This is a genomic window from Christiangramia sp. 3-2217-3z (assembly GCF_051195275.1).
Lineage (GTDB): Bacteria > Bacteroidota > Bacteroidia > Flavobacteriales > Flavobacteriaceae > Christiangramia > Christiangramia marina.
Genome location: NZ_JBNJLI010000008.1, coordinates 1 through 18,940, shown reverse-complemented (window position 1 = coordinate 18,940; position 18,940 = coordinate 1). Strand labels below are relative to the sequence as shown.

Here is an 18,940-nt window from a genome sequence, read left to right as displayed (position 1 = left end):
TTTAAGCTTCGTTCAAATTGTCGAAATCTACCCTGGCATTTTTGGTAGTCGTCACAAAAGATGTATCGTAACCACCAAAACGTTTCATGTAAGTTTTGATCGTAGTACCAAATGCGTCACTGAAAGCCTGTGCTCCCCAGCTACGCAAATACTTTTTGACACTTCCAGGTCCCGCTAAATGCGCTGCCGCAAGAATCCCAGATTCGGTTACTATTACACCATTGATGTTTTTACCTACAAACCGCTTGATATCACGCTGCAAGATCCACTTATTTCTGGATGCATTAGCATAGAAGGCAGCTTCCTGCAAAGCTGGTGAATTCAAAAATCCCATGGTATCGTAAACACCAACCAATTCTAAGGTTCCTTTACCAAACTGATACTTTCCCAGATAACCAAACTCATTTATGGATTTGTAATCACCACGTGATTCTTTGAAAGCCAGAGCTTCCTTAAAACCAACATAAGATTTTCCAAGAAACGGAGAAGTGGTTGAAAGTTGAAATTCGGGTTCGATCTCTTCACGTACATCTGGGACTGTATAATCAAGTTCCAGATCATAAGTTGAGTAGTCTTCCAAATCAAGATTTGCAGCTTTTTTCGTTGAAAAACTAAAAAAAATAGAGCCTGCTGCAAGAGGCAAGATTGAAAATTTTGCAATTTTCTTTCTCATTACATGTGTTTTTGAGAAGTTAATGGTGGTTCAATTATTTGAAATTCACCCTCCTCATATTCGCGGCGCAAATGTACGACATTTTTTAATAAACTGATTTACAGTATGTTAAAGCTTATTTAAAGTATTAATGGAATTAACATTTAAACAACTTATTGTGGATCAATAAGTTAAACAATCCGTTAGAAATTAGCTACTAACGTCTTATTCCCTGTTTGTTGATCCAACGCACATATTCGTGCTTATTTCGGTTATGTTGCGCTAAATTTTTAGCGAATTTATGGTAACCGAAATTTTCAACATTTGCTACGAAATAGAAATAATCATGATCCTCGTAATTTAGTACCGCATTAATAGATGAGATATCCGGCATCCAGATTGGTCCCGGCGGCAGCGTAGAATATTTATACGTATTGTAAGGTGAATCTATTTCAAGATCTTTATAAAGAACCCGTTTTATGATCGTGTCAAAATTCTGAGTTTGTCTCTTGATAGCATAAATGACAGTAGGATCAGCATCCAGCTTCCATCCATTTTTGAATCGGTTCATATAAACTCCGGCCACTCTAGGACGCTCATCAACCTTTGCTGTTTCTTTTTGAACGATTGAAGCAATGGTGATCACTTCAGAAGGAGTTAAACCAATTTGTTTAGCCTTTTCCAACTTTTCAGCAGTCCAGAACCTGTCATATTCCTTTTTCATTCGTTGCTGAAATTCTTCCGCAGAAGTATTCCAGTAGAACTCATACTGGTTAGGTATATACATTCCTAAAGCTGTATTCTGATCTAAATCATTTTCTGCCAGAAATTCAGGATCTTTAAAGGCTTTCAGCAACTCCACACTATCTGCTTCAATTTGCTGAGATATCCTGCCCGCCAGATTTTCCAGACGTTCCTGGTTATTGAAAATTACCTTTACAGGATCGTTTCCAACTCTCAACCTGTTGACCAGATCATTATTATTCATCCCCTTTTCTATAGTGTATCTTCCAGGTCTGACTTTCGTAGCGTAACCTTTTTTCTCTGCCACCAGTCTAAAGGACTCTTTGTCTTTTATATAAGGTTCCAGTGTGTCAAGAACCGATTGGAATGTAGCGCCCGTTGGAATATAAACTACTTTCTCTGAGTCCTCCATTGAAATATTTGAGGTGAAAATGCTATTGTATATATAGTAACTAAAAATACCTGCGCCAATTAAACCCAGAATGGCAATTGCCAGAATAACTTTCTTAATGTACATCGTTGATCAATTGATAAAGTAATTCATCTTTATATTCTCCTTTATGCAAGCTCCATTCTTTCTTTAAGCCTACTTTTCTGAAGCCATTCTTTTCGAAGACTTTCTTACTGTCCTCATTGCCTTCGGTTACATTTGCGTAAACCTGGTGTAATCCCAGGTGCGTAAAACAGAAATCGCATAACAACGAAAGACTTTCTCTTCCGTAGCCTTTTTTACGATCTTTAGGATCTGCGATCAGGATACCAAGTGCAGCACGCTGATCCTTAATATCAAGATCGAAAACGTCAATAAGGCCTACAGCTCTACCCCTTTTAGTACATATAACAAGTCTTAATTGTTTGATATCATAGATATCGCGGTGTGCGTTCTCGATATATTGTCGAATCAAGAATTTCGAATATGGAGTTTGCGTTGAACTTACTTCCCAGAAATTCTCATTATTTTCGATTTCATGAACAAAATCCAGATCTTCCGGCTCCAGCGCTCTCAGGAATATTTTCTTTCCAATTAATGTTAACATACAATTTCTCCTTTAAAAACCTGAACAGCCGGCCCTGTTAGCCAGATATTTTCAAATCCTGAACCTGTTTTTTCAAACTTTACTTCCAAGGAACCTCCAGGTGTTTCTAGCTTTATTTGCTTATTCTGGATCTTACCAGTTTGGTAGGCCGCAATCGCCACTGCCGTCACCCCGGTACCACAGGAAAAAGTCTCATCCTCTACTCCGCGTTCATATGTCCGCACCTTCAAAACCTCATCATTGATTTGCTGCACAAAATTTACGTTTGTACCATTATTATCTTTATACAATTCAGAATATCGAATTTCTGAACCCTTCTGCTGAACGTCTTCAGATTGGACATCTTTCACAAAGATCACGTGATGTGGCGAACCGGTATCCAGGAAACTATATTCTTCCTTAAGCTTGACATCTGCGACATTCTGCATTTTCAAACTGACAACACCCTCACTAATCGTAGCCTCATGTGGTCCATCTACTGCTGTGAACCGGGCGGTTTTTTCAACAATTCCCAGATAATTTGCAAAGGCTACCAAGCAGCGTCCTCCATTACCGCACATGCTACTTGGATAACCGTCTGCATTGAAATAGACCATCTTAAAATCATCTTCAGCAACATCAGGATTCTCGAGTAAGATGAGTCCGTCACCTCCAATCCCGAATCTTCTGTCACACAGCTGTTTGATCAATTTGGTATTATTTTTGGATACTTTAAGATTACGGTTATCGATCATGACAAAATCGTTCCCGGTGCCCTGGTATTTATAGAATTCTAGATTCATTTCTTCATTTTCAAGAGGCGCGAATATACGATTTTGAACAGAAATCATAGCCTGTTAAATGGTCGTTAAAAATCGCAATTTGAATACTAAGTTGGAAAAATTAAAGGTTAAATAATCAAATAACATCCGAAAATGAAAAAAATAGCAAATCTAATTCTGGCCTCTGCCCTTGGTGGCGCCATGACCCTGGGAAGTTATAAGTATTTGGTAGAAGATGACAATACTACTTCCTACGAAAACAAGAGTGAATCTGCGGAAAGTTTTCTTCCTGTTAGCAATACGCCAATTTACGGGACGAATGTTGATTTTACAGATGCTGCTGAAAAAACCATCCATGCTGTGGTTCATGTAAAGAACGTAGCGGTATTTAAAGGAGGACCAAGAAGTATCTGGGAATACAATCCTTATGGCACTGAAGGTGGTCGTGCCTTACAGGGTGCGGGCTCTGGAGTTATTATTACTCCAGATGGATATATCGTTACGAACAACCATGTTATTAAGGGAGCAAGTGAAATAGAGGTTACTCTGAATAATAATAAGACTTACACTGCCAAAGTGATTGGTAGTGATCCTGCTTTTGACATTGCACTTATAAAAGTTGAGCCGGAAGGTGAACTGGATTATATTCCGTTTGGAGACTCTGATAATGCTGAAATTGGAGAATGGGTACTTGCTGTTGGAAACCCTTTCAATCTAAAGTCAACGGTTACTGCAGGAATCGTAAGTGCAAAAGCAAGAGATCTGAATGTTAATGACAGCTCGCCTCAATCGTTTATACAAACCGACGCCGCCATTAACCCTGGTAACAGCGGTGGAGCTCTCGTTAATATTAACGGTGAATTAATTGGTATTAATACAGCGATCACCTCTCCTAGCGGCAGCTACATTGGATATGCTTTTGCGGTGCCTTCCAATAATGCCAGAAAGATCGTTGAAGACATTATGGAATACGGAGACGTTCAAAAAGGAATCCTCGGAATTAGAGGCGGGACCATAAATGAACAAATTTCTAATGACCGTAATCTCAATATTTCGCAGGGTGTAATCGTTGGAGCAGTTACTCCTGGAAGTGGTGCAGAAAAATCTGGTATCCAGGAATTCGACGTTATTAGAAAGATCGATGATATTAACATTGCAAAGTTCTCAGATCTTACCGGTTACATTAATTCGAAGAGACCCGGAGATATAGTAAAGGTACAATTGATACGAAATGGTGAATCTAAAACCGTTGATATCGAGCTTACCAAACTTGAAACTTATTCGCTTCCTACTCTTGGCTTTGAAGTTGCAAATACTACCAAAGAAGAGCTGGAAAGGTATAATGCACCCAACGGTGTTCGTATTAGTAGAATGCTCACCGATGATCTTCCTTCTTCCGAATTAATTGGCGGGATCATTTCTGAAATCAATAATAAGAAAGTCAATTCTATTGGAGATGTGGAACAAATCATGGAAAATCGAAAAAAGCCAAATCCTATCGTTATTACGTATCATAATTTAAAAGGTGAAAAGCAACGTATGATCTGGAGATAATCGATATTCCAGAACAGTCAAAAAGCCCTTCAGAATTGAAGGGTTTTTTTATGTCAAAAACCTTTACGAAAACGTTTGAAATATATACTTTTGCCGAAAATTATAACATCACAACACAAAATGGACTTTAATAAAGTTTACGAAAAAGAACTTTCATTCCAGGCAGATCGTCGCAAAGCAACGGTTGAATTTATTAATATCGTTAGCGACCTGTGGTATGACAAATCAATCGAACTCGTTTTATTCAGAAATCAGTTAATAAACAAAAATGTTAGCGATATTCTGGACCTCCATGAATATGCAGGAGAATTTGTAGGTAAACCTATATCTATTTTTGATTCGGTAGAGATCGCAAAGGCAATTCAGGGATTGAATCTTCCACCAGCAAAACTGGATATTGGAAAACTTACCTACGAATATCATCTTGACGGTCAAACTCATAATAATGCGATGGCATTTGTGAGCAGCAAACTGAGTGATGCTAAACTGAACGAGGTGGTTACTCCAAAAGATGTCGTATTATATGGCTTCGGAAGAATTGGAAGGCTGGTTGCTCGTGAGTTAATGACCAGAACCGGGAAAGGAAACCAGCTTAGACTTAGAGCAATCGTAACCCGGGGAAGTGTAGACCAGAGTGTTCTGGAAAAACGTGCTTCATTACTGAAGAGCGATTCTGTTCACGGACCCTTCAGCGGAACTGTAAATGTAGACGTTGAAAATTCAGCATTGATCATCAACGGGACTACCGTTCATATGATCTCAGCTAACCAGCCGGAAGATATAGATTATACTCATTACGGTATCAATCATGCTCTGGTGATCGATAATACTGGTGCTTTTAGAGATAAGGAAGCGCTTACGAGACATTTGAGTTCTAAAGGAGCTGCAAAAGTTCTATTAACTGCACCTGGAAAAGGAATCCCAAATATTGTTCATGGTGTAAACCAGAAAGAACATGATCCAGATAGCGTTGATATCTTCTCTGCTGCATCCTGTACCACTAATGCTATTACTCCCGTTCTAAAAGCTGTTCAGGATTCATTTGGTGTGGTACATGGACATCTTGAAACTATTCACGCTTATACGAATGACCAGAACCTGGTCGATAATATGCATAATAAATACCGCCGTGGAAGAGCTGCAGGACTTAACATGGTGATTACTGAAACCGGAGCAGGGAAAGCAGTTTCAAAAGCACTGCCTGTGTTTGAAGGAAAACTGACTTCAAATGCGATAAGAGTGCCTGTACCTAATGGTTCACTTGCAATCCTGAATCTTGAAGTTGAAAAAGAAACCAGCCTTGAGGAAGTTAATTCGATCTTGAAAAAATACGCACTGGAAGGGGAACTTGTTGAGCAAATCCAATATTCTGTAGACAATGAACTGGTGTCTTCAGACATTATAGGATCTTCTGCCCCGGCGATCTATGATAGCAATGCTACCATTGTATCTGCAGATGGTAAAAATGTGATCCTATATATATGGTATGACAACGAATACGGATACAGCCACCAGGTAATCAGACTGGCAAAATATATTGCAAAAGTTAGAAGATTCACCTATTACTAGAATCTCAAAATTTTTAAACATTTAGACCCTGCCATTGGCAGGGTTTTTTTATTTTTGCGGCGGTTTAATTCAAATAATAAACTGACTCAAAAGAATTTAAAATCACGAATAGGCGAATTTCTGTCCGAAAATCTGAAATATACTAACTCTATTTTTCGCCCGTTGAAGTGTATTAACCCAAACAATTTCAATTACCTAAAAGATGAGTAACAAAATTTACATTGTAGCTGCTTTTGTTATTGCTAGTGTATTTCAGATGAATGCCCAGACAGACAGCCTTAAAACAGACACGCCCATTCAGGACGAGTTTACAAGCCTTATCAAGGAATCCAACAACTATCAGGGTTATAAGGTTGTGGATTATGATAAGCTTATAGAACTTAGAAATACGACCCGGAGTTATATCACCGAATTAAAAGAAGAGATCGTAGTTCATAAAAATACTGTAGATCAACAAAACGATGAGATTCAGCAATTAAAAGCAGATCTGGATTCTACGCAACAAGACCTGCAAAGAGTAACCGAAGAAAAGGATGCTTTGATGTTTTTGGGAATGCCATTTTCTAAAGGTGGATACAAGGCGATGATGTGGGGAATCGTAGGTGCTCTGGTTGTAATTCTTCTTATTATATTTTTCAGATATAAAAGCTCACACGCGGCAACAAAAGATGCTCAGCAAAAACTGGATGAAACTGAAAAAGAATTCGATACCTATAGAAGTAAAGCTCTTGAAAAGGAACAGCGCCTTGGAAGAATGCTACAGGATGAAAGAAATAAATCGAATAACACAAACATCTAATAAGGATTCAGTTCTACAAAAATGCGTATAGATATCATTACCGTGGTACCAGAAATTTTAAAGAGTCCTTTTGAGGCTTCTATCCTGGAACGGGCAATTAAAAAAGGTCTCGTAGAGATCCACCTGCATAATTTAAGAGATTACGTTAGTGATAACTATAAGCAAATTGATGACTATCAATTTGGCGGTGGCGCAGGAATGGTGATGATGATCGAACCTATAGACAAATGCATTTCAAAACTAAAGTCTGAGAGAGCATACCAGGAAGTGATCTATATGACTCCAGATGGAGAAAGACTCGAGCAGAGAACTGCGAACAGTTTATCTCTACATGAAAACCTAATTATTTTATGTGGTCATTATAAAGGAGTAGATCAACGAGTACGCGATCAGTTCATTACTAAAGAGATCAGTATTGGAGATTACGTATTATCTGGTGGTGAATTAGGTGCGGCGGTGCTTTGTGATTCCATCATTCGGCTGATTCCGGGAGTATTGGGAAATGAAACTTCTGCATTAACAGATTCTTTTCAGGATGATTTGCTTGCTCCCCCTGTTTACACCAGACCTGCTGAATATAAGGGCTGGAAAGTACCGGAAATCCTTACCAGTGGTAATTTTCCGAAGATAGAAGCATGGCGTGAGGATCAGGCTTATAAACGTACAAAAGCGCTTCGGCCTGATCTTTTGAAGGAAGATTAATTTTTTCAAATTCAGGCTTGTAGAATAATATTATTTAATTAATTTTGCACTCATTCTAAAATAACCTCTGGCGAGAAACGTGCATGTTGTTTTTGAATTTACTTTAAACTATTAAGAATGGAATCGTTAGTAAAATTTGTTCAGGACGAATTCGTATCAAGAAAAGATCTACCTGAATTTTCAGCAGGAGATACAATTACTGTTTATTACGAAATTACAGAGGGTCAGAAAACAAGAACACAGTTCTTTAGAGGTGTTGTTATCCAGTTAAGAGGAACAGGATCATCTCAAACCTTCACTATTAGAAAGATGAGTGGAACTGTTGGAGTGGAAAGAATTTTCCCAATAAACCTTCCGGCGATTCAAAAAATTGAGATCAATAAGAAAGGTAAAGTTAGAAGAGCTAGAATTTTCTACTTTAGAGAACTTACTGGTAAGAAAGCTCGTATCAAAGAAGCTATCAGAAGATAATTCTTTCTTGTACAAATATTTAAAAGCCCCGGTTCTTCCGGGGCTTTTTTGTTTAATATAATGCAAGTAATGCCTTAGCATATTGTTAAATCGCCAACGATTAATCAGTTATAGTGGACTGTTTACATATAATAATTAACCCTTTTAAAATAAAACCTATTATTTAACAATTAACTTTTTATTAACTGAAAGTTTCCACTTAAATTCCACCGAAATTCAAACTAAAATAAACTTATGAAAAGATCGATTACTAGCGTGTGGAAGCTAATGGGCTTAATGTTGTTTGCCGGCGCTACACTTGTTTCGTGTGAAAAAAATGAAGATGGATTTGAGGAAGCAGAGGTTGTTTCTGCAGAACTTGCTGAACCTTCTTTTACTAACTATCTAATTATTAGCAAAGAAGATGAAACTTCTAAAAAAGCTGCTCTCAATTTTCTAAAGAATGCTGAAAATATAAGTATTGTACGAGCTCTTCCTGAGATTGGAATGACCGTAATAAACACTAAAGATGCCTCACTTCTAACCAAAGCAAGAGAACAAAATCTTACGGTAATCCCAGATTATGAAATTAAATGGATTCCAACTGCAGAAGCTACTCAAGCAAGTTTAGCCGATGGTGAATACTTTTATGATATTGGCTATATGTGGGGACTTGACGCTATTAGCGCACCAGCAGCGTGGGACCTTGGTTTTACAGGTAAAGGAGCCAGTGTTTATGTGCTAGATTCCGGAATCGATCCAGATCATTACGATCTTGCTCCGAACGTAAATACTGAACTTTCCATTTCTTTTATTGCTAATGAAAGCTATGTTGTAAGTGATGATATAGGTTTCAATCACGGTACTCACGTCGCTGGAACTATCGCAGCTGCAGATACCAATTATGGTATTATTGGCGTTGCTCCGGAAGCCGAGCTGGTAGCTGTAAAAGTTTTAAGTGAAAGAACTGGAAGCGGACCGTTTAGCGCGATTAATGCCGGTCTTATGTACGCTGGAGATATGGGTGCCGATGTTGTGAATATGAGTCTTGGTGCTACTTTTAGAAAAAGTGGTTGGTTAACTGATGCTGATGGTAACGATTATCATATTCCTGCAGTATACATTCGTGACATTATCGCTGCACAACAAAGAGCGGTTAATTATGCAGTTTCTAAAGGAACTACGGTTATCGCTTCAGCAGGAAATGATTCGCAGAATTATGATGGACTTAGTTCTTATATCAAATTACCTGGTGGTTTAAACAACGTAGTAACTGTGAGCGCTACCGCACCTCAAGCTTACTATCCAGGTCTTCCAGATCAAAACTTTGATATTCCTTCCAGCTATACCACTCATGGTAGATCTTTAGTTGATGTTGCTGCTCCGGGCGGGGATTTTGATGGACCTAGTTATGGTCTTGATGGAATCTTAAGTGCAGGTAATAACAATGGTTTCTATTTTAGCTCTGGTACTAGTATGGCTGCTCCACATGTTTCTGGTGTTGCTGCTTTGATTATTGCGAAGAATGGAAAAATGTCACCGAAAGAAGTTCAGAGACAACTTGAAAATTCTGCTGATAAGGTTGATGGTAATGGAAAAAGTGTATTTCTGGGACAGGGAAGAATTAACGCTCTTCGCGCTGTAACTGAATAATAGATTTCAATAATTCAAAAAAGCCCCGGTTCTTCCGGGGCGTTTTTTGTTTAAATCATTTACTATCAAAAAGTTAAAGTCTTTTCAGAATAGGATAATATTACTTAACTTTAAATAAGAGATTTAGAATGACAAAAGGATTTTTAGATCTTGAAGGAAATAAAGAGTTTTTTTATTTCTAGAGTTTGAAATTTTCTATATAACATTAGTGTTTTGGACATCAAAACCAGTTTGAAAGATTTCTTATTCGGTCATATTTTCTTTTAGAATTTATGATTTTCTGGAAGCAGTGATGATTCGATTGAGTTTTAGCTTAGTTTAAAAATGGATCAATTACGGTTTCTGAAGCCATTTCATTTTAGTTATAAGATGAAATGGCTTTTTTTATGCTCTAAATTAAGATCTCTTAACAGCGCATCATCCGCTGACTTCTAGGAAAAAAGAGTGAAAATCTGTATATTGCGCGTATGACGATACCCTGGAATGTTCCAGGGTTTTCTTTGAACTTATTGCAATCAAAAACAAAATAAATGTCTCAGAAAGAAAAAATTATTTATACCAAAACTGATGAAGCTCCAATGTTGGCAACTTACTCTTTCCTGCCAATCGTTGAAGCATTCACCAAAGCAGCAGGCGTAAGTCTCGAAACCCGTGATATCTCACTTGCAGGTAGAATACTATCTCAATTTCCAGATTATCTAAAGGATGATCAAAAAGTAGCAGATGACCTCTCAGAACTTGGTGAACTGGCAAAACAACCGGAGGCAAATATTATCAAGCTTCCAAATATTAGTGCTTCAGTTCCTCAATTGAAAAATGCCATCTCTGAATTACAATCGAAAGGTTTTGCTATTCCAGACTACCCGGATGAAGCTACCAATGATGAAGAAAAAGATATTAAATCCAGATACGATAAAGTTAAAGGTAGTGCCGTAAATCCGGTGCTTAGAGAGGGAAATTCTGACAGACGTGCTCCTAAAGCCGTTAAGAATTTCGCTAAAAAGAATCCGCACCGAATGGGAGAATGGAGTTCAGATTCTAAAACTCACGTTTCTACTATGAGTGAAGGTGACTTCAGAGCGAACGAACGTTCTGTTACCTTATCGAAAGATGATACGCTTAAAATCGAATTTATTTCAGAAGATGGATCAGTTAAAACTCTAAAAGAAGGATTAAAAGTTCTGGATGGTGAGGTGATCGATGCTACGAAAATGAGCAAGAAGGCACTTTTAAAGTTTCTTCGTGAGCAGGTAAAAGATGCACAGGATAAAGGTGTGCTTTTCTCTCTGCACATGAAAGCTACTATGATGAAAGTATCTGACCCTATTATTTTTGGTCATGCTGTAAAAGTATTTTTTGAAGATGTATTCGATAAATATGGAGCTGAACTTGAAAAAGCTGGTGCAGATGTTACCAGTGGTTTAGGAGATGTTCTTCAGGCCGTTGAAAGTCTTCCGAAGGACAAACAGGACGAGATCAATTCTGCTATTGCTAAAGATCTTAAGGATGGTCCGGATATCGCCATGGTAAATTCAGATGAAGGAATCACCAATCTTCACGTTCCTAGTGATGTGATCATTGATGCTTCTATGCCAGCGATGATTAGAACAAGTGGCCAGATGTGGAACAAAGAAGGTAAGACTCAGGACACAAAGGCTGTGATCCCTGACAGTTCTTATGCGGGTTTATACCAGGCTACTATAGACTTCTGTAAGGAGCATGGAGCTTTTGATCCTACAACAATGGGAACAGTTCCTAATGTCGGATTAATGGCTCAGAAAGCTGAAGAGTATGGATCTCACGACAAAACTTTTGAGATATCAGGTAACGGTTCAGTAAAAGTTATCAATTCAGCTGGAGAAACTATTCTTGAACATGATGTTGAAGAAGGTGATATCTGGAGAATGTGTCAGGTGAAAGATGCGCCGATTCAGGACTGGATCAAGCTTGCTATTTCAAGGGCTAAAGCTACAGGAATGCCTGCAGTTTTCTGGTTAGATGAAAATAGAGCTCATGATGCTGAACTTATCAAAAAAGTAAACAAATATCTTCCAAACCACCATACTGATGGTTTAGAGATCAAAATCATGGCTCCTACTGAGGCTACTAAATATACACTTGAGAGAGTAAAAGATGGTAAGGATACTATCTCGGTTACTGGAAATGTACTTAGAGATTATCTAACCGACCTCTTCCCTATTCTGGAACTTGGAACCAGTGCGAAGATGCTTTCTATTGTTCCTTTGATGAATGGAGGTGGACTTTTCGAAACCGGTGCTGGTGGATCTGCTCCAAAGCATGTTCAGCAATTTGTAAAAGAAGGTCACCTGCGTTGGGATTCTCTCGGAGAATTTCTTGCGCTTGCGGTTTCTCTGGAACATCTTGGTGAGAAATATAATAATTCGAAAGCTCTTACTCTTGCTGAAGCATTAGATGATGCGACAGAGAGATTCCTTAATGAAGGTAGATCTCCATCACGTAAGGTAAATGAGCTGGATAACCGTGGAAGTCACTTCTACCTGGCGTTATACTGGGCTGAAGCACTTTCTACGCAAACCAGCAATAAGGATTTGAACGTTTACTTCGGAAGAGTGGCAGATATGCTTAAAGAGAATAAGGATCAAATCCTTAAAGATCTTATCGATGCTCAGGGAAAACCTGTAGACATTGGAGGTTACTACGAACCGAATGAGGAAATGACTAAAAAAGCCATGCGTCCTAGTAACAAATTGAATGAAATTCTGGCGACTGAAGTATAAGTAACCAGATTATAATTTATATTAAAGCCTCGTCATGGACGGGGCTTTTTTTTATTTCATTTTGATGATTTGAGCACGGTCCATAAATTGTTCCTGCAACCGCTCCATTTTCGGTTCCATCGTTTCTCCGAAAACAAGATATTGGCATTTCGATATACTTAGTGGAATTCTGAGAATATGATTTAAATGACCTCCGCGCGAAATAAATTCAGCATCTTCAATAATAAACATTTTGAGCTGACCCAGGTGTATTCCCGTCATAGAAAACAACTTGCTCAACCTTTGAGGAGTGGCTATCACAATATCAACACCGTAATAGATAGCATCTTTTTGATCATCGATATTCTGTTCGTCATAAGCAGAATAAACCCTAAGATCAGTTTCAGATGTAAAATCTTTGAACCTCTCTTCCAGACTCAATGCAGCTTCCTTGTTCTTTACAAAGATCAAAGCTCTGGGAGAATCTTCAAATGCTTCAGCATTTAATTGCTGAATCACACTTATAATAAGTGCTGTTGTTTTACCGCTACCCTTGGGAGCTAGCATGTACAGATCTGCTCCACTTTTAATTTTAGGTAATGCCTTCTTCTGAAAAGCGTTAGCAGATTCCAATCCCATTTCCTGTAAAGTGGATTTTAGAACAGGGTTCAGTTTTTTAAATGACATACTTAAAATTTTGTTAGTTCAAGATCAGCCTTAGCTGATGGCAAAGTTCGACATTTTGCTCAAATAGTAGGCCACGAAAGCAAAAAGCTTTAATTGCCTTCAATAAGCTATTTAATCTTACGTTAAAGCTATCCGGAAATTAGAACAGGCTATTCACTTTGCTGAAATTTGCAGAATGCAGAACATTTCAGAAGAGCGAGACAAAAAACAGGAGTTTATGATACTTCTTGTTTTGGGAACACTAATCGCTTTAGGCCCTTTCTCGATCGATGCGTACTTACCTGGTTTTGAAAGTATAGCCCAGGATTTTAATACTACGATTAGCCAGATTGGATTAACACTTACCAGTTACTTTATAGGAATCTCTCTTGGACAATTGGCCTACGGCCCGATTATGGACAAATACGGCAGGAAAAGGCCACTACTTATTGGCCTTGGTATTTATTTCCTCGCCGCATTAAGCTGTATGTATTCACCAGATCTAACCTGGCTCGTTGTATCACGATTCTTTCTAGCACTTGGAGCTGCAGGTGGTATGGTGGCAGCGAAAGCCATTGTTCGTGATGTTTTTCCGGTAAACGAAGTAGCAGGTGCGATTTCTATACTGATGTTGATCATGGGTGGTGCACCAATCATTGCCCCTACGGTTGGAAGTTTTATCATAGATGCTATGGGATGGGAAATGATCTTTCTCTTTTTAGCCATTTTTAGTGTGTTGATGATCTTCAGTGTAACCAAACTTCTACCGGAAAGTAAAACGCCAGACAGGGCAGTTAATCTAAGACCAAAACAGGTCGCAGTTAATTACTTTAAAATACTTACCCATCACAAGTTCTGGAGTTTTTCAATGGCAGGGAGTTTCGCTATTGGAGCGATGTTCGCATATATTTCGGGAGCTCCGAAACTGTTTATGGAAAATTTTGATCTCACTCAGAAGGAATTTGGAATTCTGTTTGGTATCAATGCGGCAGGTCTTATCCTCGGAAGTCAGATCAACCGACTTTTTCTCAAAAAATACACTCCTTTCCAAATCACGATATTTAATAGTGTGATCCTTTTAGTCCTCTCTGTGTTATTTCTTTTGAATACAATAGCAGGATTTGGACTGGTATTCACCGCAATTTTACTATTCCTCATGCTGTTTTTACTGGGTTTTCAGAATCCGAATACTACAGCTTTGTCGTTGGAACCTTTCGAAGCTAAGGCTGGTAGAGCTTCGGCATTGATAGGTAGTTTAAAAATGATTCTGGGTGCATTGACATCTTTCGCTATCAGTCAGTTTCACACTTCAAGTACTTTACCTCTGGCAATCATTCTATTAGTTTGTTTCGCAATCAGTTTCGCACTTCTTTTTAAATTTTCGAATCAGGAGAAAAAAGCATTGAAGTTCAGTGAAGTATAATTTTTGGGTTTCCACGGTATAGCCTATTTTTATTGAAAAATTGAAATTGCGACTTTTAAGTTTTCTACTATTAGTCATCCTACCTTTTAGTGCGTTCTCACAAGAGTATACTTTAAGCGGTAGAGTGATCGACAAAAGCAGTAACGAAACCCTTATTGGGGTCAATCTTATTTTCCCAGATCTTGCAACCGGCGTGGTCACGAATGATTATGGTTATTATTCGATCAAACTTCCAGCTGGAAAGCACCGGGTTATTCTCACCTATATTGGTTACGCAAATGCTGAAGATGAAGTGAACATTTCAGATGATAAGCAACAGAATTTTCAACTTTCAGAAGCTTCGGAAAGTCTGGATGAAGTAGTCATAACAAGCGATATAGAAGCCCTTAATATCAAGAAACCAGAGATGAGTGTCAACCGACTCTCCATTGGTACTATTAAAAAGATCCCGGTAGTGTTCGGAGAAGTAGATGTGGTAAGAAGTCTGTTATTGTTACCTGGTGTCTCCAATGCTGGTGAAGGCTCTTCCGGGTTCAATGTGCGTGGAGGTGCAGTAGACCAGAATCTTATTTTACTCGATGAAGCAACCATTTATAATTCCTCGCATTTATTCGGATTGTTTTCCGTGTTCAATCCAGATGCGATCAAGGATTTAAAATTATATAAAGGCGGAATTCCTGCGGAATATGGTGGCAGGGTTTCCTCGGTTCTGGATATTTATCAGCGTGATGGTAATAGCAGGGAATTTAAAATGCAGGGAGGAATTGGTGCGATTTCGAGCCGTCTTCTAGCTGAAGGTCCTATAGTGAAAGATAAAGGAAGTTTTCTAGTTGGAGCGAGAAGTTCTTATGCCCATTTATTTCTGAAGCTAACCGATAATGATAATTCGGCTTACTTTTATGATCTGAACACCAAATTAAGTTATGAGCTGGACGAAAGCAATAAGCTGCTTTTAAGTGGTTATTTTGGTCGGGATGTTTTCAATATTAGTCAAAATTTTGAGAATACCTACGGGAATGCGGTACTTAACCTGAGATGGAACCATGTATTCTCAGATAATATTTTCACAAATCTCTCTGCTATTTATAGTGATTACTACTATGGACTCAATCTGAACTTTGTTGGATTTAACTGGGATAGTGGCATTAGAAATCTTAATCTCAAGTATGATTTCAACCATTATATCTCAGAGAATTTTGAGCTGAAGTACGGGATGCATAATACTTATTACAAGTTCAATCCCGGGGAAATAGAACCTATCGATGAGACTTCAGGAATCAATTACTTCAAATTGAATGATAAATACGCTCTTGAAAATGCCTTTTACATTTCAGCTGAACATAAATTTTCAGAAAAGCTTTCCGCAGAATATGGATTGAGACTGAGTAACTTTTTCAGATTGGGTCAGAATGAATTTAATACGTACGCCAATGATGAACCAGTTGCATATAATCCCAGAACAAGTACTTATAGCGAAGCCGATATTCTTGAAAGCAGAGATGTTTCCCGTGGAGAATCACTTGAAACTTTTACCAATTTACAACCAAGACTGGCTATTGCCTATAATTTCGCTGAGGACCAGTCTGTAAAAGTTTCATATAACCGGATGGCTCAATATTTACATTTGATATCAAACACCAGCAGTCCCACGCCATTAGATGTCTGGACTCCTAGTGGTCCTTATATAAAGCCACAATTACTGGATCAATACGCAATTGGCTACTTCAGGAATTTCAATGATGGGGATTATACTTTGGAAATTGAAAGTTTTTATAAGGATATACAAAACAGAATAGATTACATAGACGGTGCGAACTTAATCGCCAACAATGCTATTGAGCGAGTAGTTCTTAACGGAGAAGCAAGAGCTTACGGGCTCGAGCTACTTTTGCGCAAGAACGAGGGGCGTTTCACAGGATGGCTGGCTTACACCCTATCGAGATCTGAGCAGAGAACGCCGGGCAGAAACTCCCAGGAAATAGGAATAAACAATGGCGACTGGTACAAGACGAATTTTGATAAGCCGCATGATGTGACTATTACCGGCAGCTATGATCTAAATGAGAACTGGGATCTTAACGCCAATTTTATTTATCAGACCGGGCTTGCTACTACTTTTCCAAATGCACAGTACGAATATGAAGATGTGAATATTCCCGTTTATGGTGCACGAAATGAGGATAGACTTCCTTCCTATCACCGTTTGGATCTTTCGGCAACCTATTACCCTAAGAAAAACAAGGGTCGGAAACTACAGAGCTCATGGAATTTTGGAATCTATAACGTGTACAACCGCCAGAATGCTTATTCGATTTCGTTCCGTGAAAACATGGATACGGGGAGAAATGAAGCTGTAAGACTGACACTCTTCGGGATCAACCCATCGGTAACTTATAATTTTAAATTTTAGAAATGAGATTCAATAAATCATTTTTGGCCGTGATTCTATTTCTGGGATTCATCTCCTGCGAAGAAGTCGTAGATATCGACCTGGAAGAGTCTGAACCAAAATTAGTAGTAGAAGCTTCTATTGTCTGGATCAAGGGAACAGATGGCAATCGTCAGGAAATCAGGTTAAGTACAACGAGTCCTTTCTTTGAAGAAGAACTACGGCCTGTGGCAACAGCTTCAATAGTGGTTACTTCTGAAAATGGTAGTACATATGAATTTACTCATGAACAGAATGGCATATATATTAATGAAGACTTTCAACCTGTTCTTGATCTGGAATATGAACTCGAATTAATTTATAATGATCAGGTTTATACTGCAACTGAAAGTTTTAAGTCAGTCTCGGGAATAGATTATGTGGAGCAATTAGATGGTGGTGGCTTTGCTGGGGATGAAATTGAGATAAAGGCATTTTATACAGATCCGGCAGATCAAGAAAATTACTACTTATTCAAGTTCACAGATGAGGACGTCTTTTTGGAATTGTATGAAGATGAGTTTACAAATGGTAACCAGATTTTCGGATATTTTTCTAATGAAGATATAGAAGCGGGTGATGTAATTTCCATACAAATGGAAGGAATAAGCAGAGAATATTATGATTATATGTTCGTGCTGCGATCACAAGTTGGGACGAATCAGGGCGGCCCTTTTGAAACAATGCCAGCAGTAGTAAGAGGCAATATCGTAAATGAAACAAACAGGGATAACTTCCCATTTGGTTATTTCAGGCTTTCGGAAGCAGATTCAATAACCTATAGCGTAGAATGATGAAACATACAGATAAAAAAACCTTATCAAAAGGAGTGAAATATCTCGCAGGTTCCTTGCCCCTCGTTATGATTGGACCTTCAGTGTTGTATAATGCTTTTAATAACCAGAATCATCCCTGGTATATTCCTGTCCTGATTTTTGGTATCATCGCAACCTTCGCTGCGATCTTTCTAATGTTTAAGGGTATTATGACCATGGTTAATTCTTTCTTCGGAAAACGCTCCTAAGTCATTCCAATTCCTGGCAGTTTAATACATGATTTGATTAATTTCAGTTGGTAGTAAGAAAAATTAGATCAATTAACTGGATTAGATTGATATTCTTCGGAATAGAGTATAGTTAAACTATATGATCAGGATCCAGCTCTAGTAAATTAAGCTATTGATATATAAACTATAGTAGAAATTATAGATTCCGTCTTCAAGCACTTCGTTTTGAAACGAGGTTTTCCAGTTCTCATTTGATCATTCTGATCACCTGTAAATTCCTGTTCTGATATTAGCCAATACAGCCTTGCCATTTAGTTACACTTATGATTATCATATATTAATAATAACTACGTCTATGCTAAATTCCGAATGATCCCAGTCCTGGATTCCTCCCGGATAAAAGTTTGCTGCCATATAGTAGTAAAAAAAAAGGGAATCTTACCGAGGATATAGATGATGATCAATTGTAATATTGAAGGCTGGAAGAAGTAGAAATGCGGATTACGAAATGTTAGGTTATTCACAAGTAAGGTAGGAAAGATAGTAACAGACACCAATTATGTTTACTGATTGAAGTCATTAAAGGACTTCGAAAACATCAAGCAACATGGTTTTCGATAGCAATTAGCGCCAAAAGCAATTTCACTCCTTGACATTATGGTATAAAAAAACCCTTCATCGATATGATGAAGGGTTCTTAAGAAGAAGGCGACGACATACTCTCCCACAATACAGCAGTACCATCTGCGCTAACGGGC

16 protein-coding genes are annotated in these 18,940 nt (G+C 38.3%); 11 read left to right on the top strand and 5 right to left on the bottom strand.

The window, feature by feature from the left end; all coding sequences use genetic code 11:
* Position 1: 1 nt before the first annotated feature.
* The 4 genes from ACSHZO_RS13440 to dapF form a co-directional block, all read right to left on the bottom strand.
* Complete coding sequence (locus ACSHZO_RS13440) at positions 2-673, bottom strand: peptidoglycan-binding protein LysM (protein WP_295180823.1); 672 nt, start codon at positions 671-673, stop codon at positions 2-4.
* A 196-nt stretch (positions 674-869) separates the two neighbouring features.
* Entirely contained in the window at positions 870-1,913 is a 1,044-nt protein-coding gene (gene mltG / locus ACSHZO_RS13435) for an endolytic transglycosylase MltG (RefSeq protein ID WP_298247849.1), read from the bottom strand.
* A complete protein-coding gene (locus ACSHZO_RS13430) occupies positions 1,903-2,433 on the bottom strand; it encodes a GNAT family N-acetyltransferase (protein WP_298247848.1) in 531 nt (176 codons plus the stop codon). Before ACSHZO_RS13430 ends, mltG begins: the two co-directional genes overlap by 11 nt.
* Positions 2,427-3,215 carry a diaminopimelate epimerase gene (dapF, locus tag ACSHZO_RS13425; protein ID WP_298247847.1) on the bottom strand — a complete coding sequence of 263 codons (789 nt, stop codon included), beginning with the start codon at positions 3,213-3,215 and terminating at the stop codon, positions 2,427-2,429. The genes ACSHZO_RS13430 and dapF overlap by 7 nt, the downstream gene beginning before the upstream one ends.
* A 132-nt stretch (positions 3,216-3,347) precedes the next feature.
* Between dapF and ACSHZO_RS13420 the strand changes: the two genes are divergently transcribed.
* The 7 genes from ACSHZO_RS13420 to ACSHZO_RS13390 all read left to right on the top strand — a co-directional run bounded on the left by ACSHZO_RS13420 (position 3,348) and on the right by ACSHZO_RS13390 (position 12,680).
* Positions 3,348-4,748, top strand: coding sequence for a trypsin-like peptidase domain-containing protein (locus ACSHZO_RS13420; RefSeq protein WP_298247846.1), 1,401 nt, complete (start codon positions 3,348-3,350; stop codon positions 4,746-4,748).
* Between the two features lie 120 nt (positions 4,749-4,868).
* A complete protein-coding gene (locus ACSHZO_RS13415) occupies positions 4,869-6,317 on the top strand; it encodes a glyceraldehyde-3-phosphate dehydrogenase (protein WP_298247845.1) in 1,449 nt (482 codons plus the stop codon).
* 202 nt (positions 6,318-6,519) lie between these two features.
* Positions 6,520-7,116: a hypothetical protein gene (locus tag ACSHZO_RS13410; protein WP_298247844.1), complete on the top strand. Its 597-nt coding sequence runs from the start codon at positions 6,520-6,522 to the stop codon at positions 7,114-7,116.
* Between the two features lie 21 nt (positions 7,117-7,137).
* Positions 7,138-7,818 (top strand): tRNA (guanosine(37)-N1)-methyltransferase TrmD, encoded by a 681-nt coding sequence (trmD, locus tag ACSHZO_RS13405; RefSeq protein WP_298247843.1) that lies wholly within the window; start codon positions 7,138-7,140, stop codon positions 7,816-7,818.
* Between the two features lie 117 nt (positions 7,819-7,935).
* Positions 7,936-8,289: a 50S ribosomal protein L19 gene (gene rplS / locus ACSHZO_RS13400; RefSeq protein WP_141878372.1), complete on the top strand. Its 354-nt coding sequence runs from the start codon at positions 7,936-7,938 to the stop codon at positions 8,287-8,289.
* 234 nt (positions 8,290-8,523) lie between these two features.
* Positions 8,524-9,921: a S8 family peptidase gene (locus ACSHZO_RS13395; protein WP_298247842.1), complete on the top strand. Its 1,398-nt coding sequence runs from the start codon at positions 8,524-8,526 to the stop codon at positions 9,919-9,921.
* 530 nt (positions 9,922-10,451) lie between these two features.
* Positions 10,452-12,680: an NADP-dependent isocitrate dehydrogenase gene (locus ACSHZO_RS13390; protein ID WP_298247841.1), complete on the top strand. Its 2,229-nt coding sequence runs from the start codon at positions 10,452-10,454 to the stop codon at positions 12,678-12,680.
* Positions 12,681-12,731: 51 nt separating this feature from the next.
* Here the strand turns inward: ACSHZO_RS13390 and ACSHZO_RS13385 are convergent, their stop codons facing one another.
* The gene (locus ACSHZO_RS13385) at positions 12,732-13,346 is read right to left on the bottom strand and encodes a DEAD/DEAH box helicase (protein ID WP_295182009.1); all 615 of its coding nucleotides are present in this window, start codon (positions 13,344-13,346) and stop codon (positions 12,732-12,734) included.
* Positions 13,347-13,521: 175 nt separating this feature from the next.
* Between ACSHZO_RS13385 and ACSHZO_RS13380 the strand changes: the two genes are divergently transcribed.
* Genes ACSHZO_RS13380 through ACSHZO_RS13365 form a run of 4 tightly spaced genes read left to right on the top strand, consistent with a single transcriptional unit; the run spans position 13,522 to position 18,200 of the window.
* Positions 13,522-14,748: a multidrug effflux MFS transporter gene (locus ACSHZO_RS13380; protein WP_298247840.1), complete on the top strand. Its 1,227-nt coding sequence runs from the start codon at positions 13,522-13,524 to the stop codon at positions 14,746-14,748.
* A gap of 40 nt (positions 14,749-14,788) precedes the next feature.
* Positions 14,789-17,158 carry a TonB-dependent receptor gene (locus tag ACSHZO_RS13375; RefSeq protein ID WP_435067273.1) on the top strand — a complete coding sequence of 790 codons (2,370 nt, stop codon included), beginning with the start codon at positions 14,789-14,791 and terminating at the stop codon, positions 17,156-17,158.
* A gap of 2 nt (positions 17,159-17,160) precedes the next feature.
* On the top strand, positions 17,161-17,970 hold the full coding sequence (locus ACSHZO_RS13370) for a DUF4249 domain-containing protein (RefSeq protein WP_298247839.1): 810 nt from the start codon (positions 17,161-17,163) through the stop codon (positions 17,968-17,970).
* Positions 17,967-18,200: a DUF6095 family protein gene (locus ACSHZO_RS13365; RefSeq protein WP_435067271.1), complete on the top strand. Its 234-nt coding sequence runs from the start codon at positions 17,967-17,969 to the stop codon at positions 18,198-18,200. Before ACSHZO_RS13370 ends, ACSHZO_RS13365 begins: the two co-directional genes overlap by 4 nt.
* Positions 18,201-18,940: the final 740 nt, after the last annotated feature.

Coding starts and splice junctions, on each gene's coding strand:
- ACSHZO_RS13420 (WP_298247846.1), top strand. CDS start 3,348: ATGAAAAAAATAGCAAATCTAATTCTGGCCTCTGCCCTTGGTGGCGCC.
- ACSHZO_RS13385 (WP_295182009.1), bottom strand. CDS start 13,346: ATGTCATTTAAAAAACTGAACCCTGTTCTAAAATCCACTTTACAGGAA.
- ACSHZO_RS13415 (WP_298247845.1), top strand. CDS start 4,869: ATGGACTTTAATAAAGTTTACGAAAAAGAACTTTCATTCCAGGCAGAT.
- ACSHZO_RS13380 (WP_298247840.1), top strand. CDS start 13,522: ATGCAGAACATTTCAGAAGAGCGAGACAAAAAACAGGAGTTTATGATA.
- ACSHZO_RS13365 (WP_435067271.1), top strand. CDS start 17,967: ATGATGAAACATACAGATAAAAAAACCTTATCAAAAGGAGTGAAATAT.
- trmD (WP_298247843.1), top strand. CDS start 7,138: ATGCGTATAGATATCATTACCGTGGTACCAGAAATTTTAAAGAGTCCT.
- ACSHZO_RS13390 (WP_298247841.1), top strand. CDS start 10,452: ATGTCTCAGAAAGAAAAAATTATTTATACCAAAACTGATGAAGCTCCA.
- ACSHZO_RS13440 (WP_295180823.1), bottom strand. CDS start 673: ATGAGAAAGAAAATTGCAAAATTTTCAATCTTGCCTCTTGCAGCAGGC.
- rplS (WP_141878372.1), top strand. CDS start 7,936: ATGGAATCGTTAGTAAAATTTGTTCAGGACGAATTCGTATCAAGAAAA.
- mltG (WP_298247849.1), bottom strand. CDS start 1,913: ATGTACATTAAGAAAGTTATTCTGGCAATTGCCATTCTGGGTTTAATT.
- dapF (WP_298247847.1), bottom strand. CDS start 3,215: ATGAATCTAGAATTCTATAAATACCAGGGCACCGGGAACGATTTTGTC.
- ACSHZO_RS13430 (WP_298247848.1), bottom strand. CDS start 2,433: ATGTTAACATTAATTGGAAAGAAAATATTCCTGAGAGCGCTGGAGCCG.
- ACSHZO_RS13395 (WP_298247842.1), top strand. CDS start 8,524: ATGAAAAGATCGATTACTAGCGTGTGGAAGCTAATGGGCTTAATGTTG.
- ACSHZO_RS13410 (WP_298247844.1), top strand. CDS start 6,520: ATGAGTAACAAAATTTACATTGTAGCTGCTTTTGTTATTGCTAGTGTA.
- ACSHZO_RS13370 (WP_298247839.1), top strand. CDS start 17,161: ATGAGATTCAATAAATCATTTTTGGCCGTGATTCTATTTCTGGGATTC.